We start from the raw sequence: 13,030 nt of genomic DNA, 5'->3' as shown, positions 1-13,030 counted from the left end.
ATTAAGCCTTGTCGTCACCGCTTGCGCTCCGTGGCGAAGCCCTTAGGGGTGTCTCGCTCCTACCTGTGGCCGTATGAGCGACATCACACTCTACCGGCTGCAGGCCTGTCCGTTCTGTGAGCGGGTGGTCCGGACGCTCGACGACCTCGGGCTCTCCTACCGGTCGCGGTTCATCGAACCGATGCACTCCGAGCGCGACGCGGTCAAGCGGCTCACCGGTAAGCGGACCGTTCCCGCTATCGTCGACGAATCCACGGGCGTGACGATGAGCGAGAGCGCCAACATCGTCGCGTATCTGGAGCGGACGTACGGACAGGCCGAGGAGGGGGTCGCCTGATGGCCGAATTCGACTTCGACGTGGTGGAACTGGGGCCGGCCGACCACCCCGAGGAGGGCGAACAGGCGCCCGACTTCACCCGCCCGCTGGTCAACGACGAGTACTGGGCTGACACCTCGCTCTCGGCGGTCTGTGCCGAGAGCGACGACCCCGTTCTCGTCCTCTTTCACCCGATGGACGGGGCGTTCCCGGCGACGTACCTCTGGAACGAGGTCCGGGACCGGGCGTGGCACGAGGACGCCACCGTCGTCGGCGTCTCCATCTCGACGCCCTACGCCCACAAGGACCTGCTCGAGGAACGCGGCGTCGCTGGGCAGGCCCGGCTGTTCTCCGACCCGAAAAACGGAGTCGCCGAGGCCTACGGCATCGACATGGACATCGACGGGATGGAGGGCCTCGCCGAGCCCCGGCCCGCCGTCTTCCTCCTCGACTCGGACCGCACAGTCGAGTACGCGTGGGTGGGCGAGGAGTGGCCCGCCTTCCCCGACTACGACGCCGTCGAAGCGCAGCTGTGAGCGACGACAGCGGAGCGGGCGACGGTAGCGACCTGACGGACGCCGTCGACCCGGCCGCGTTCGACGCGGCCGCGGACATCGACGACGCGGCGGCGGCCATCCGCGACGGCGAGCTCGTGGTCTACCCGACCGAGACGGTGTACGGGCTGGCCGCCGACGCGACCGACCCCGACGCCGTCGAGCGGGTGTTTGAGGCGAAAGGCCGGGACCGCGACGAGCCCGTCTCGCTCGCGGTGCCGGACGTGGCGAGCGCGCTCGACTACGTCGACCCGACCGACCGCGAGGAGCGGTTCATGCGCACGTTCCTCCCCGGGCCGGTCACCGTCGTCACCGAGGCCCGCGCGTCGGTGCCCGACGCGCTGACCGCCGGCGCCCCCCGCGTCGGCGTCCGCGTCCCCGACCACCTCGTGGCGCTTGCGCTGCTGGAAGCGGTCGCGCCCCTGACCGCGACCAGCGCGAACGTCAGCGGACAGCCAAGCGCCACCACCGTCGGCGAGCTGGACGCCATCACCGAGATGGCGGCTGTGGTCCTCGACGGCGGCGAGACCGGCGGAACCGGCTCGACCGTCGTCGACGTCGAGGCGGACACGATTCACCGCCGGGGAGCCGAGGCCGACGCCGTCGAGCAGTGGCTGGCCGACCACTAGAGGAGCGACCGCAGGGACCGCGTGGTGACGCCGCAGCTCTCGCGGAACTCACAGGGGTCACATTTGGCGTCGCTGTCGGCTCTGCTGGGTGGGCCGTCGATGCTCTCGGCGACCCGCAGGGCCCGCCGGTACTGCCCGCTTCGCCTCGCCGTCACCTCCACCGCTCGAACGACGCCGTAGGCCGGGTACTCGGCGATGGCCCGCTCGACCGCCCGCTCGCGCTCCCAGGACAGCGCCTTCGCGGCGGCGACCAGCCGCACGCTCTGGGGTTCCCAGATGCCCTGTTCGGGCGGACGGCCGGTGAAGACCAGCGAGGGGACGGTCCCGCTGTCGGTCTCGACGAGCTTGTGAGCGACGCCGCGGGCGTCCTTGCCCCCGAGGTAGACGTCCGTCTCGGCGGGGTCGGCCAGCCCGTCCCACTCGTCGAGGCGGTCCCGCGCCGCCCGCAACCGCTCGCGGACGGTGGCGGGGTCGGGCTCGACGGGCGCCGCGAGTAGCGCCGCGTCGTCGGTCAGCAGGCGCTCGTACTCGCGGGCCAGCCGTCTGATTCGTTCGACCTCCGCCGGCACGTCGGGCGCCCCGTCCCGGCGGCGGTAGTAGAGTTTTCGCGGGCAGTAGGCCGCTGTCTCCAGCTCGCGGAAGGTGTGGTCGGCCATGGCCCGGGCTGGTCCCACGATGGGTCAAAAAAGTTCGCCCGCTCACATCGACACGTCGGCGTCGGAGTCGAGCGAGTCGATGTCCTCGGTGGCCTCGTCCAGCCCCGTCTCCCGGGTGGCTGCGGTCAGCTGCGTGGCCAGGCCCGCCTCGGCCAGCGCGTCCTCGAACGCGCTGGTAAAGCGCCGGCTCACCTGCCGAGCGGCCTGCTGGGCCTCGACCACGCGGCGATAGCGGGCGGCAGTCTCGGCGTCGGTGTCGAACGCCGCGGCCAGGTCGTCGTCGGTCGCGTCTCCCTCGACGACGCGTTTCCGGAACGCGGCCGCGTCGAAGGTGACGTCGTCGTCGGCTTCCCGAAGGAGATGCAAGTCCAGCCGGGCCTCAACGACGGCCGCCTCGTCGACGCCGAGTTCGTCGGCCATCGCCCCGTCGCTGCTGCCGCCGTAGAACTCCCGGACCAGCGTGACCAGCGCTTCGTCGTCGAGGTCGGTCCGGAACTCGTAGCGCTCGCGCATCCGCGCGACGGTCTCGCCCAGCCGCGCCCTGACCGTCGCCTCGTCGGCGTCGGTCAGCGACCCCCGTCCGGCCGTCTGTGACTCCGTCACCGACCCCTCGTCGGAGACGTCCATGAAGATATCTCGGAGGTGCTCGGTTTTCTCGTCCATTCGACCTTGAACTTGCCACGCCGGCATATATACCTGTTTGGTAGCTCGGCGGGCCCGTCCCGTCGGCTCCCTCCGGTCCGACGCTGTCGGGGCGGCGGCGCGGGCCGAACGGCGGGAGCGGACCACCGGGGACGGTCCTCGCCGTATCACAAGCGTCAACTGGCTCGCAGCTATCCTCCAGGCTATGTCCCGCGGTACGCTGACGAGGCGGGCGATGCTCCGGCGGAGTGTGGCCGCGGCCGGCGCCGCGGCGGCCAGCGCCGGCTGTTCGGCGCTGCTCGGGTCCGACGGCGGCGACACGGACGTGTTCACGAAGTGGCTCCCGGCGCCGTCGGCCGTCGACGAGGTGGCCCACTACTCCTTTGATTACTACGACCTGGGGGCCCTCGCGGCCCAGCTGGAGAACCTCGGCGGCGAACCGACCGTCTTCGAGCGGACGTGGGAGCCCGTCGATATGCGCTGGGACGAGGCCACGGCCGTCGTCACCGCCGGACCGGTCGACGTCGTCACCGCCGAGTTCGACCGCGACGCCGCCGTCTCGGACCTGCAGGGGGCGGGGTACGACCGCGCGGGCGAGTACAAGGGGTACGCCCGGTACCGCAACGCCGACGCGGGGAGGGTGGTCGCCGTCACCGACGGGACGCTGCTCGTCTCGGCGGTGGACCGGTACGGCACGGAGTCGGTCGACCCCACGAGCCGCATCGAGGCGGTGGTCGACGCGGCGACCGGCGACGTGGACCGCTACGCCGAGGCGAACGAGGACATGGCGACGCTCGTCGCGGAACTGGGGGCGGCCACGCTGGTCGGCGGCAGAACCATGGACGAACCCGAGTCGGCCGCCGCCCGGAGCGGCCGGTTCGAGAACCTGGTCGCCGAGGGCGCCCGCAGCGTCGTCGACGGGGCGACCGTCGAGGAGAAGTGGGTCTACCTCTACGACCGCCCGCGGGACGTCGACACGGCGGCGCTGGAGGCGTACGTGGAAGCCAACGACAACAGCTCCGAGGGGGTGGGCGCCCGGTTTGCGGCGGTCGAGGGCGTCGACTACGCCAAGGAGGGCCGGAAGGGCATCATCACCGGCACCCGCGACGCCGGCGAGTACTACGGCGGCGCCTGAGCCGGTACGCACCGCGCCTAGAGCAGTTCGAGAACGCCCATCGCGGCCCCCGCGAGCAACAGCTCGAACGAGAGGGTTCCCAGCGCCGAGAGGGCGACGAAGCGGCGGGTCGTCATGCCCGCAATCCCCGCGGGCACGGTCAACATGCCGCGGGTGAAAAGCAGCGTGTTGCTCGCGGGGACAGCGAGCACACCGTAGGTGTCGAAGGCCTCGCCGAAGCGGTCGAGTCGCGCTTCGTCGACCCGGAACCACGGGCGCTCCAGCAGCCACTCCCGACCGCCCCGCTTCGCCAGCAGGAACAGCGTGGTCTGGCCGACGGTAGCGCCGACGACGGCCACCAGCAGAATGGCGAGGACCGTCGGGAGGTGGTACCCCTCGCCCCGCTGGGCGAGGACCGTGACCGCCGCCGGGACGAGCGCCTCGCTGGGCGCGAAATACAGCAACATCGCGCCTTCGAGGACGAAGGCAAACAGCAGCGCCACCAGCCCGTACCGTTCCAACAGCGACTCGGCGGCGCCCGGGTCGGCGACGTACAGCGCGATACCGGCGACGCCCAGAGCGGCGAAGAGGCCGGCGACGACCAGCAGGCCGTAGTCCTCGACGGCCGCTCTGACCGGGCCCCGGGCGGTGGCCGCCGGGCTGTCGGGTACCATCGACCGGAACATATCCCGTCGGCGACATATCAGTTGCGTTCCGGCGAGCGGTGGGTTCATGCCTCTCAGGGCCACACACCCGCACATGGATATGACGCGTCGCCCACGCCGGCTCCGGACCGACGGCGTGCGGCCCCTGGTGCGGGAGACGGAGGTATCGGCGTCGGACCTGATAGCCCCGGTGTTCGTGGACGCGACGGCCGACGAGCGGGTCCCCATCGAGACGATGCCGGGCCACGAACGGGTGCCGGTCGAGGAGAGCGTCGCCCGCGTCGAGGAGGTCATAGAGACGGGCGTCGAGGCCGTCATGGTCTTCGGCATCCCCGAGTCGAAAGACGAGCGGGGCTCGCGGGCCTGGGCCGAGGACGGCGTCGTCCAGGATGCGGTCCGTCGAATCACCGACTCGACCGACGCCTACGTCATCACGGACGTCTGCCTCTGTGAGTACACCAGCCACGGCCACTGCGGACTGCTGGAGGAAGACGCACAGGACGACCCCGACCTGACCGTTCGCAACGACGAGACCCTCGACCTGCTCGGGGACATCGCGGTGAGTCACGCACGCGCGGGGGCGGACATGGTCGCTCCCTCCGGGATGCTAGACGGGATGGTCGGCGCCATCCGCGAGGCGCTCGACGCCGACGGCCACAGCGAGGTGCCTATCATGAGCTACGCCGCGAAGTTCGAGTCGGCCTTCTACGGCCCCTTCCGGGACGCCGCCGACGGCGCGCCCGCCTTCGGCGACCGGCGCCACTACCAGATGGACCCCGCCAACGCGCGGGAGGCCCGCCGCGAGGTTGAACTCGACGTTTCCCAGGGCGCGGACGTGCTGATGGTCAAGCCCGCCCTGCCGTACCTCGACGTGGTCGCCCAGGTCCGCGAGGACTACGACCACCCCGTGGCCGCCTACAACGTCTCCGGGGAGTACGCCATGCTACACGCCGCCGCCGAGAAGGGGTGGCTGCAACTCGACGAGGTGGCCTACGAGTCACTGCTCTCCATCAAGCGGGCCGGGGCCGACCTCATCCTCACCTACTTCGCCGAGGACATCGCCGACCGGCTGTAATCAGTACGTCGCGTTCGGGTCGAACTCGACGCTGTGCGGGCTGAGCACGTCGTCGCTATCGTCGGCCCGCGGGAGCACCAGCGTCACGACCGTCCAGCCGTCGTCGCGGTCGTACCGGAGCGCACCGCCGGCCGACTCGGCGACCCAGCGGGCCAGCCAGAGCCCCAGCCCGGTGCCGTGGCTGAGCGTCGTGATGTCCTCGTCGTCGAAGACCGCGCCCCGCTCGATGGCCGGGATTCCCGGTCCCTCGTCGGCGATTCGGATGCGCCACTCGTCGCCCTCGTCGGCGACGGTCACCCGCACGGCCGTCCCCTCGGGGGTGTGGGCCACGGCGTTCTCGACGAGGTTCTCGACGGCGCTGTACACCGCCACCCCGCCGGTGACCGGCGCGGCCGTCGGCGCGGTCGTCCGGATGCCGTCGTAGGTCTCGACGACCGACCGGACCACTTCCGCGGCGTCTATCGCCCTGTCGGACCGATTCGACAGCGCGACTTCGACGGCGCGGGCCTGCTCGCTGATGGAGGCGATTCGCTCGGCGGCGGTGAGTATGCGCGCGGCGGCCTCGCGGTGGTTCGCCTCGCCGCTCGCCCGCTCGATGTAGTCGGCCGTCCCGATGACCACCGAGAGGTCGTTTCTGATGTTGTGGCGCAACACCCGGTGCAGCACCTGTAGCCGACGGCGGCGACGGCGGTCGTCGGTCACGTCGCTGTAGATGGCGAAGCCGTACCGGCGGTCGTCGGCCGTCGTGTAGGTGAGTCCGCGGTAGACGAACTCCCGGCGGCCGTCGACGGTCTTCCGGCTGACGACGGCGTGGTTCGTCTTGCCGGCGGCGGTCCGCCGGTCGTAGTCGGTCGCCTCGTTCCAGCGCTCGTCCGGGACGATGAACTCGTTGAGCGACTCCCCGACGATGTCGCTGCGGCCGTACCCGAACGTCGTGACGAAGGCGGCGTTGACGGCGCGGACGACCGGACACCGGTCGACTATCTCGAACAGCACGATGGCGTCGTGGCTCTGCTCGAAGAGGTGTCGGTACTGCTCGGTCCGTTCCCGGACGGTGCCGACGACCTGCCGTCCCTCGGTGGCGGCGAACTCGAAGGTCGCCGCGACCGGCTCTTCGCCCCGGCGGACGAACGCCCGACAGCGCCGCGTCTCGCCGGCCGGCCGCCCGCGCAGCGTCTCGACGTCGGCGAGCGGGTCGTCGCTGTCCGGCGCCACGACGGCCCCGAACCGCGTCCCCGCGAGGCGGGCCGGCGTCGTGTCCAGCCGCGACGCGAACGACTCGGTCGCGAAGCCGATGGTGCCCGCCCCGTCGACGCCGAACATCACTGCGCCTCGACGCGGAGGAACGGCGGCTCGGGGACGGTCGAGGCCGGCCGTCTGGTGCCGTCCGCTCCGACCGACCCCGCGTCGAGTTCGACCGACAGCTGCCCGTCCGCCCGGGCGAGCGTGAGCGTCTGGTCGGCCGACCCGACGTAAAAGGCCGACAGCGTCTCCGGGACGGCGTCGTCGGCGACGACGTTGAGCACGGTGTCCTCGGCCGCGAAGACGCCGTCGTCGTTCTCGTAGCGCGCCTCCCGTGCGGCCTGTTCGCCGACGGTGGCGACCTCCCCCTCGATGTTGCCGACGACCAGCAGCGGGGCGGTCCGCCGCTCGACGGTCGTCTCGTTGACCGACGCCAGCGACCGGCGCTCGATGTCGAAGACGTTGTACTCGTCGCGCCACGTCCCGAAGGCGTCGAGGACGAACAGGCGGTCGTCGGACAGCGCGTCGGCCAGCGAGCGGTCGGTCCCCCCGAACGCGCTCGCCAGCGTCTCCCTGTCGAGGGTCGGCGTCGGCATCAGCGACACGCCGGTGCCGGCGGCGACGGCCGTCGCACAGAGCTGTGCGAGCGCCCCGTCGACGTCCGCCTCGGGGCCGTACCGCAGCACCGCCTGCCCCCCGACGACAAGCCCGCCGCCACAGCAGTCGTCGAGCCCGGGGATACCGGTCGCCAGCCGCGGGCGCTCGGCCAGCCCGGCGCGGCGGTCGGCGTCGATATCGTCGAGCAGCCCGTCGATTTCCCCGAGCATCGCCGTCTGCTCGGAGCGGGCCCCACGTATCGAGGCGAGGTCGTCGTCGATGGCGGTCGCGCGCTCGGACAGCGTCTCACAGCGCTCCGCGATGGCCTCGCTGGTGGCGGCCTGCTCGTCGGTCGCGTCGGAGACGCTGGTGATGCCGTCCGCGGTCTCCTCGACGGTGTCGGCGACCGCGTCGAGGCTCGCCATCGCGTCCGCGACCTGGTCGGCGCCGCTCTCTATCTCCTCGGCGGCGGTCTCCAGCTCCGAGACCGTCTCGTCGGTCGCCGTCCGGACGGCCGACAGCGCCTCCTCTATCTCCTCGGCCTGCTGCTGGGACTCGCTTGCGAGCTGTTTGATCTCGTCGGCGACGACGGCGAAGCCGTCGGCGTCGCCGTCGCTCCGGGCGGCCTCGATCGAGGCGTTCAGCGCCAGCATGTTCGTCTGGTCGGCGATGCGGTCGATACCGGCCAGCGCGTCGGCGATGCGGTCGATACGCTCCCGGAGCGACTCGACCTCCTGGGCGACGGCACTGCTTACCGCCTGCACGTCCGACATGGTATCTATCGCCGCTGCCGCCGCTTCCCGGCCCTCGGCGGCCTCCGTGGCCGCCTGCTCGCTCTGCTCGCTGACCTCCCGGCTGGTCGCCGCTATCTCCTCGATGGTCGCCGAGAGCGTGGATATCTCCTCGACGACCCACGCCGCGTCGCTCGCCTGCTCGCTCGCCCGCTGGTCGATAGCCGCAAGCTCCTCGTCGACGGTCACCGAGGCGGTCTGTACCACGTCGAGTGCGCCCTGTGCGTTCGCGACAGTTCGCTCGTCGTTCGACTCTACCGTATCGTCGGCAACAGTTCCATCCATTTTTCCAATCCTACCCGGTAGATGTGCCCTATATCGTCACTGTACGGCGGAATTTCCGAGCGATGTGGGTCCAATCCGGGCATTTCCTCAAAAGAAACAGACTTTTCTACTGGCATAACGCTGGTGGTGCTGGCAACATCCGTCCCCCGGTGCGCGCAAGCGAAACACCCCGCTATGGCCTCGAACCGGAGAAATCGCGGTTTACGAACGTCCAAATTCCAAGTAGACAGATACCGAGTTTCTTGACGGAGAACAACCTTAAATGCATTATATCATGTGATAGTCCGGACGTTTGTCTACCTAAACAGCTCAAACTGCTATTTCGTAAAGCAAATCTTTATGTAGTGTTCTGGCCAGAGGTTTTCTCGTGAACGACTTGACGAAGTTGGTGCTTGCGCCGATAAAGTTGGACGTTCAAACGCAATAACACAGAAATCATGGTACTCGAACCACTGCAAACGGCGGAACTCGAAACGCTCGTCACGGGAGTGAACCTCCTGTGGGTCCTAGTCGTAACGTTCCTGATCTTCTTCATGCACGCCGGCTTCGCCATGCTCGAGGCGGGGCAGGTGCGCTCGAAGAACGTCGCGAACCAGCTCACGAAGAACCTGCTCACCTGGTCGGTCGGGGTGACGGTGTTCTTCCTCATCGGCGCCGGCTTCTCGTCGCTGGTCGGCGGGGGCGGCTTCGTCCCGGCCTTCCAGACCTCCGACCCCAACAGCTGGGTCAGCTGGCTGTTCGGCGCCGTCTTCGCGATGACGGCGGCGACCATCGTCTCCGGGGCCGTCGCCGGCCGCGCGAAGCTCCGCGCGTACGTGACCTACACGTTCCTGCTGGCCGCGGTCATCTACCCGTTCGTGACGGGTATCACGTGGTCCGGCGCGTACATCAGCTACGGCGGCGAGGCGTTCCACGACTTCGCCGGCGGGATGATCGTCCACGGCATGGGCGGCATCGCCGGCCTCACCGCCGCCTACGTCCTCGGGCCGCGCATGGGCCGGTACAACGATGACGGGAGCGCGAACGTCATCCCCGGTCACTCGCTGACCTTCGCCGTGCTGGGGACGCTCATCCTCGCGTTCGGCTGGTACGGCTTCAACGTCGGGACCGCCGCGACGGTGTTCGCGCTGAACGACGCGGGTGAACTTACGCTCGGGGCCTTCGCCACTGTCGGTCGCGTCGCCATGACGACGACCATCGCGATGGCCTGCGGTGCCATCGGCGCCGCCGCCGTCGCCTGGGCCCGAACCGGCAAGGTCGACACCCTCTACGTCGCAAACGGGCTGCTGGCCGGGCTGGTCGGCATCACCGCGATTCCGGACACCACCACCTGGTGGGGCGCGTTCCTCGTCGGCGGGCTGGCCGGCGCGCAGCTCCCCATCGTCTTCAGCTTCGTCGAGAAGCGCCTCAAGATCGACGACGTCTGTGCCGTCTTCCCGGTCCACGGGAGCGCCGGCGTGCTCGGGACGCTCATGTTCCCCTTCGTCGCCGTGCCAAGCGCCGTCGATTCCGTCGCGAACGCCTTCATCGCCCAGCTCATCGGCGTCGCCGCTATCGCCGCCTGGACGATTGTCGCGACCGCTGCGGTCTGGGCAGTGCTCAAGGCCATCGGCCAGGCCCGAGTCACGCCCGAACACGAACAGGAAGGGCTCGACGTCAGCGAACACGGCGTCGAGACGTACCCCGAATTCGGCTCCGGTGACAGCGTCGTCGCCGACGGTGGTATGATGACTGAAGACGTGCGAACTGACGGAGGTTCCAACGATGACTGAAACTGACGAATCCGAAATCAAGATGGTAATGGCAATGATTCGGCCGGACAAACTCGGCGACGTGAAGCAGGCGCTGGCGGAGGTCGGCGCGCCCTCGCTGACAGTGACCAACGTCTCCGGGCGGGGCTCCCAGCCCGCCAAGAAGGGGCAGTGGCGCGGCGAGGAGTACGTCGTCGACCTCCACCAGAAGGTCAAAATCGAGACGGTCGTCGCGGACATCCCCGCCGACGACGTGGTCGAAGCCATCGCCGACGGCGCTCACACGGGCGAGAAAGGCGACGGGAAGATATTCGTCCTCCCGGTCGACGACGCCTACCAGGTCCGAACAGGGAAGACCGGTCCCGAGGCAGTCTGAGCGGCGGTCGATGGTCGACGATATCGACAGACAGGTGGTGAACGCCCTACTCCGCGACGGTCGGGCGAGTGCCCGCGATGTCGCCGCCGAGACCGGTGTCGCCGCGACGACGGTGTCGCGACGGATGGACCAGCTGGTCGAGACCGGTATCATCGAGGAGTACACCGCTCGCGTCGACTACGAGGCACTGGGGTACGACGTGACTGCCGTCTTCCAGCTGTCGGTCGATGGCAGCGGGCTCGAGACGGTGACCGAGCGGCTCCGCGACCTCGACAACATGGTCGCGGTGTACGAGGTGACCGGTAGCCACGACATCGTCGCCGTCGGGAAGTTCCGAGACACCGAGGAGATGAACGCACACATCAAGGAACTGCTGACCGACCCGGACATCCGTACCGCCTCTACGTCGGTGGTGCTGAACACGGTCCGCGAACACGAACAGTTCCCGGTCGACGACACCGGCGAGTAACGGTGCCGGCGCCAGCGCGCCGGCAACGTGTGTTCTCCGTTTTCCAGTCCTGATAGCGACGACGGTGGGATTAAGCCGGTCGCCCCGTTCGGTGGGGGTATGGGCCTGCAAGTCGACGTGCGAAAGCTCGACCTCTTCAATCAGATGGCGAAGGAGGGGTCGGAGACCGTCGCCGACCACCTCGGGCAGCTGACGGGACTGGACGCCTCGGTCCACACCTCTCAGATTAACTTTCTCGACATCGACGACGTCACGACACACATCGGCGACGAGCGGCAGGTCGGCATCTACGTCGAGCTGAACCAGCCGCCCTACGGCTACGTCCTGTTCATGCTCGACCCGGCCGACAGCAAGCGATTGGCGGGGGCGATGATGGGCGGCATGGGCGGGGACGGCGACGACGAGGGGTTCTCCGAGATGGAGCGGTCGGCCATGCAGGAGATCGGCAACATCATGACCAGCGGCTTCATCGACGGCTGGGCGAACGTCCTCGATACGACCATCGACATGGGGACGCCGACCTTCGTGCTCGGTCCGGCCGGTAACATCATCGAGAAGATGGGCGGCTGGCCCGACTCCGAACTCGTCTTCGTCATCGACTCACAGATAACCGTCGAGGGCGGCGACCTGGGGATGACCGTCTACACCTTCCCCGAACTCGAGGACCTCGTCGAACTCATCCAGGGCATCGACCTCGATACGGACGTGGCCGCGGACACGAAGGCCGACGACCTGGTCTGACGGGACCGAACGCGGATATCAGTGTGACTTTGCCGCTCCACGGCTAGTCGCCGGTGTATGCGAGGCCCCGGTCACACATGACACGGCTCTCCAAGCAGTGGGTTCAGCACAATCAGGTCCCGCTGTACGCCGTCGCCGTCGTCCTCGCCATCGGGGTTGGTCTCGGGCGACTCGGGGCGAGCGGGCGGCTGGAACCGCTGATAAATCCGGTTCTCGCCGTCTTGCTCTACGTCACGTTCCTGGAGATTCCGTTCGTCCGCATCCGGCGGGCGTTCCGGAACGGCCGGTTCATGCTCGCGGCGCTGGGCATGAACTTCCTCGTCGTCCCGGCCGTCGTGTTCGGACTCACGCGGCTCCTCCCGCAGGAGCCGGTCGTTCTCGTCGGGGTCTTTATGGTGTTGCTGACGCCGTGTATCGACTACGTCATCACCTTCACCGAGCTCGCGGGCGGCGACGCCGAGCAGATAACCGCCGCGACGCCGGTGTTGATGGTCGTGCAACTGCTCGTGCTCCCGCTGTACCTCTGGCTGTTCATGGGCCAGCGGGTCGCCGAGTTCATCGAGGCCGGCCCCTTCGTCGAGGCGTTCGTCGTCATAATCGCCCTGCCGCTCTCGCTCGCGTGGGCCACCGAGTCCGTCGCCGAGCGGTCCGCCCGCGGCGCGGCGTGGCAGGACGCCATGGAGTGGCTCCCGGTGCCGATGATGGGCGCGACGCTGTTCGTCGTCATCGCCTCCCAGCTCCCCCGCGTCCGCGACGCCATCGGGCAGATAGCAGCCGTCGTCCCGGTGTACGTGGCGTTCCTGGTCATCATGCCCCTGCTCGGGCGACTCGCCGCCGGCGCTCTCGGGATGGACGCCGGCGAGAGTCGCGCGCTCCTGTTTACCTCGGTGACGCGGAACTCGCTGGTCGTGTTGCCGCTCGCGCTCGCCCTGCCCCCGGGATACGCGCTCGCCCCGGCCGTCGTCGTGACCCAGACGCTCGTCGAACTGTCGGGGATGGTGGTGCTGACGCGGGTCGTGCCCCGCTATCTGGTCCCCGACACCGTTGTGAACCGGGGAGACTGAAAGCGTCGCTATCGGGCTGTAGACGAGCGTGGGGCTGGTTCGACTGAACCGCGAAAAGACGTA

At 69.0% G+C, this 13,030-nt stretch carries 15 protein-coding genes; 10 read left to right on the top strand and 5 right to left on the bottom strand.

Annotated features, from left to right (window positions below; all coding sequences use genetic code 11):
- The first annotated feature begins 73 nt into the window (after positions 1-73).
- From NJQ98_RS12235 to NJQ98_RS12225, 3 genes are read left to right on the top strand one after another with little or no spacing between them, the layout of a single operon-like run.
- Entirely contained in the window at positions 74-337 is a 264-nt protein-coding gene (locus tag NJQ98_RS12235) for a glutaredoxin family protein (RefSeq protein ID WP_262179068.1), read from the top strand.
- Positions 337-852, top strand: a complete 516-nt coding sequence (locus tag NJQ98_RS12230) for a redoxin domain-containing protein (RefSeq protein ID WP_262179067.1) — start codon at positions 337-339, stop codon at positions 850-852. Before NJQ98_RS12235 ends, NJQ98_RS12230 begins: the two co-directional genes overlap by 1 nt.
- 32 nt (positions 853-884) lie before the next feature.
- Positions 885-1,499, top strand: a complete 615-nt coding sequence (locus NJQ98_RS12225; RefSeq protein WP_284438605.1) for an L-threonylcarbamoyladenylate synthase — start codon at positions 885-887, stop codon at positions 1,497-1,499.
- Here NJQ98_RS12225 and NJQ98_RS12220 read toward each other — a convergent pair.
- Both NJQ98_RS12220 and NJQ98_RS12215 read right to left on the bottom strand, forming a co-directional pair.
- Positions 1,496-2,155 carry a CRISPR-associated protein Cas4 gene (locus NJQ98_RS12220; RefSeq protein ID WP_262179066.1) on the bottom strand — a complete coding sequence of 220 codons (660 nt, stop codon included), beginning with the start codon at positions 2,153-2,155 and terminating at the stop codon, positions 1,496-1,498. The two genes, NJQ98_RS12225 and NJQ98_RS12220, sit on opposite strands and share 4 nt — an antisense overlap.
- A 42-nt stretch (positions 2,156-2,197) precedes the next feature.
- Entirely contained in the window at positions 2,198-2,818 is a 621-nt protein-coding gene (locus NJQ98_RS12215; protein WP_262179065.1) for a conditioned medium-induced protein 4, read from the bottom strand.
- A gap of 184 nt (positions 2,819-3,002) precedes the next feature.
- Between NJQ98_RS12215 and NJQ98_RS12210 the strand changes: the two genes are divergently transcribed.
- Positions 3,003-3,932 (top strand): hypothetical protein, encoded by a 930-nt coding sequence (locus tag NJQ98_RS12210; RefSeq protein WP_262179064.1) that lies wholly within the window; start codon positions 3,003-3,005, stop codon positions 3,930-3,932.
- Positions 3,933-3,949: 17 nt separating this feature from the next.
- Here NJQ98_RS12210 and NJQ98_RS12205 read toward each other — a convergent pair whose 3' ends face one another.
- A complete protein-coding gene (locus NJQ98_RS12205) occupies positions 3,950-4,585 on the bottom strand; it encodes a DedA family protein (RefSeq protein ID WP_262179063.1) in 636 nt (211 codons plus the stop codon).
- An 85-nt stretch (positions 4,586-4,670) separates the two neighbouring features.
- Here NJQ98_RS12205 and hemB point away from each other — a divergent pair, with 85 nt between their 5' ends.
- Complete coding sequence (hemB, locus tag NJQ98_RS12200; RefSeq protein ID WP_262179062.1) at positions 4,671-5,651, top strand: porphobilinogen synthase; 981 nt, start codon at positions 4,671-4,673, stop codon at positions 5,649-5,651.
- Here the strand turns inward: hemB and NJQ98_RS12195 are convergent, their stop codons facing one another.
- A complete protein-coding gene (locus tag NJQ98_RS12195) occupies positions 5,652-6,974 on the bottom strand; it encodes a sensor histidine kinase (protein WP_262179061.1) in 1,323 nt (440 codons plus the stop codon).
- Positions 6,974-8,566, bottom strand: coding sequence for a methyl-accepting chemotaxis protein (locus NJQ98_RS12190; RefSeq protein ID WP_262179060.1), 1,593 nt, complete (start codon positions 8,564-8,566; stop codon positions 6,974-6,976). The genes NJQ98_RS12195 and NJQ98_RS12190 overlap by 1 nt, the downstream gene beginning before the upstream one ends.
- Before the next feature lie 437 nt (positions 8,567-9,003).
- Here NJQ98_RS12190 and NJQ98_RS12185 point away from each other — a divergent pair, with 437 nt between their 5' ends.
- From NJQ98_RS12185 to NJQ98_RS12165, 5 genes are all read left to right on the top strand, one after another.
- Complete coding sequence (locus NJQ98_RS12185) at positions 9,004-10,338, top strand: ammonium transporter (RefSeq protein ID WP_262179059.1); 1,335 nt, start codon at positions 9,004-9,006, stop codon at positions 10,336-10,338.
- Positions 10,331-10,693, top strand: a complete 363-nt coding sequence (gene glnK1, locus NJQ98_RS12180; RefSeq protein ID WP_262179058.1) for a nitrogen regulatory protein GlnK1 — start codon at positions 10,331-10,333, stop codon at positions 10,691-10,693. Before NJQ98_RS12185 ends, glnK1 begins: the two co-directional genes overlap by 8 nt.
- A 10-nt stretch (positions 10,694-10,703) precedes the next feature.
- Positions 10,704-11,162 carry an HTH-type transcriptional regulator Lrp gene (gene lrp / locus NJQ98_RS12175; protein WP_262179057.1) on the top strand — a complete coding sequence of 153 codons (459 nt, stop codon included), beginning with the start codon at positions 10,704-10,706 and terminating at the stop codon, positions 11,160-11,162.
- 99 nt (positions 11,163-11,261) lie between these two features.
- Positions 11,262-11,903, top strand: coding sequence for a chemotaxis protein CheC (locus tag NJQ98_RS12170; RefSeq protein ID WP_262179056.1), 642 nt, complete (start codon positions 11,262-11,264; stop codon positions 11,901-11,903).
- A gap of 77 nt (positions 11,904-11,980) precedes the next feature.
- Positions 11,981-12,967, top strand: coding sequence for an arsenic resistance protein (locus tag NJQ98_RS12165; RefSeq protein WP_262179055.1), 987 nt, complete (start codon positions 11,981-11,983; stop codon positions 12,965-12,967).
- The last annotated feature ends 63 nt before the right edge of the window (positions 12,968-13,030 follow it).

Source organism: Haloarcula laminariae, assembly GCF_025457605.1.
Taxonomy (GTDB): Archaea; Halobacteriota; Halobacteria; order Halobacteriales; family Haloarculaceae; genus Haloarcula; species Haloarcula laminariae.
Note: the sequence above shows the minus strand (reverse complement) of the source record. Positions and strands in the feature narration are given on the sequence as shown.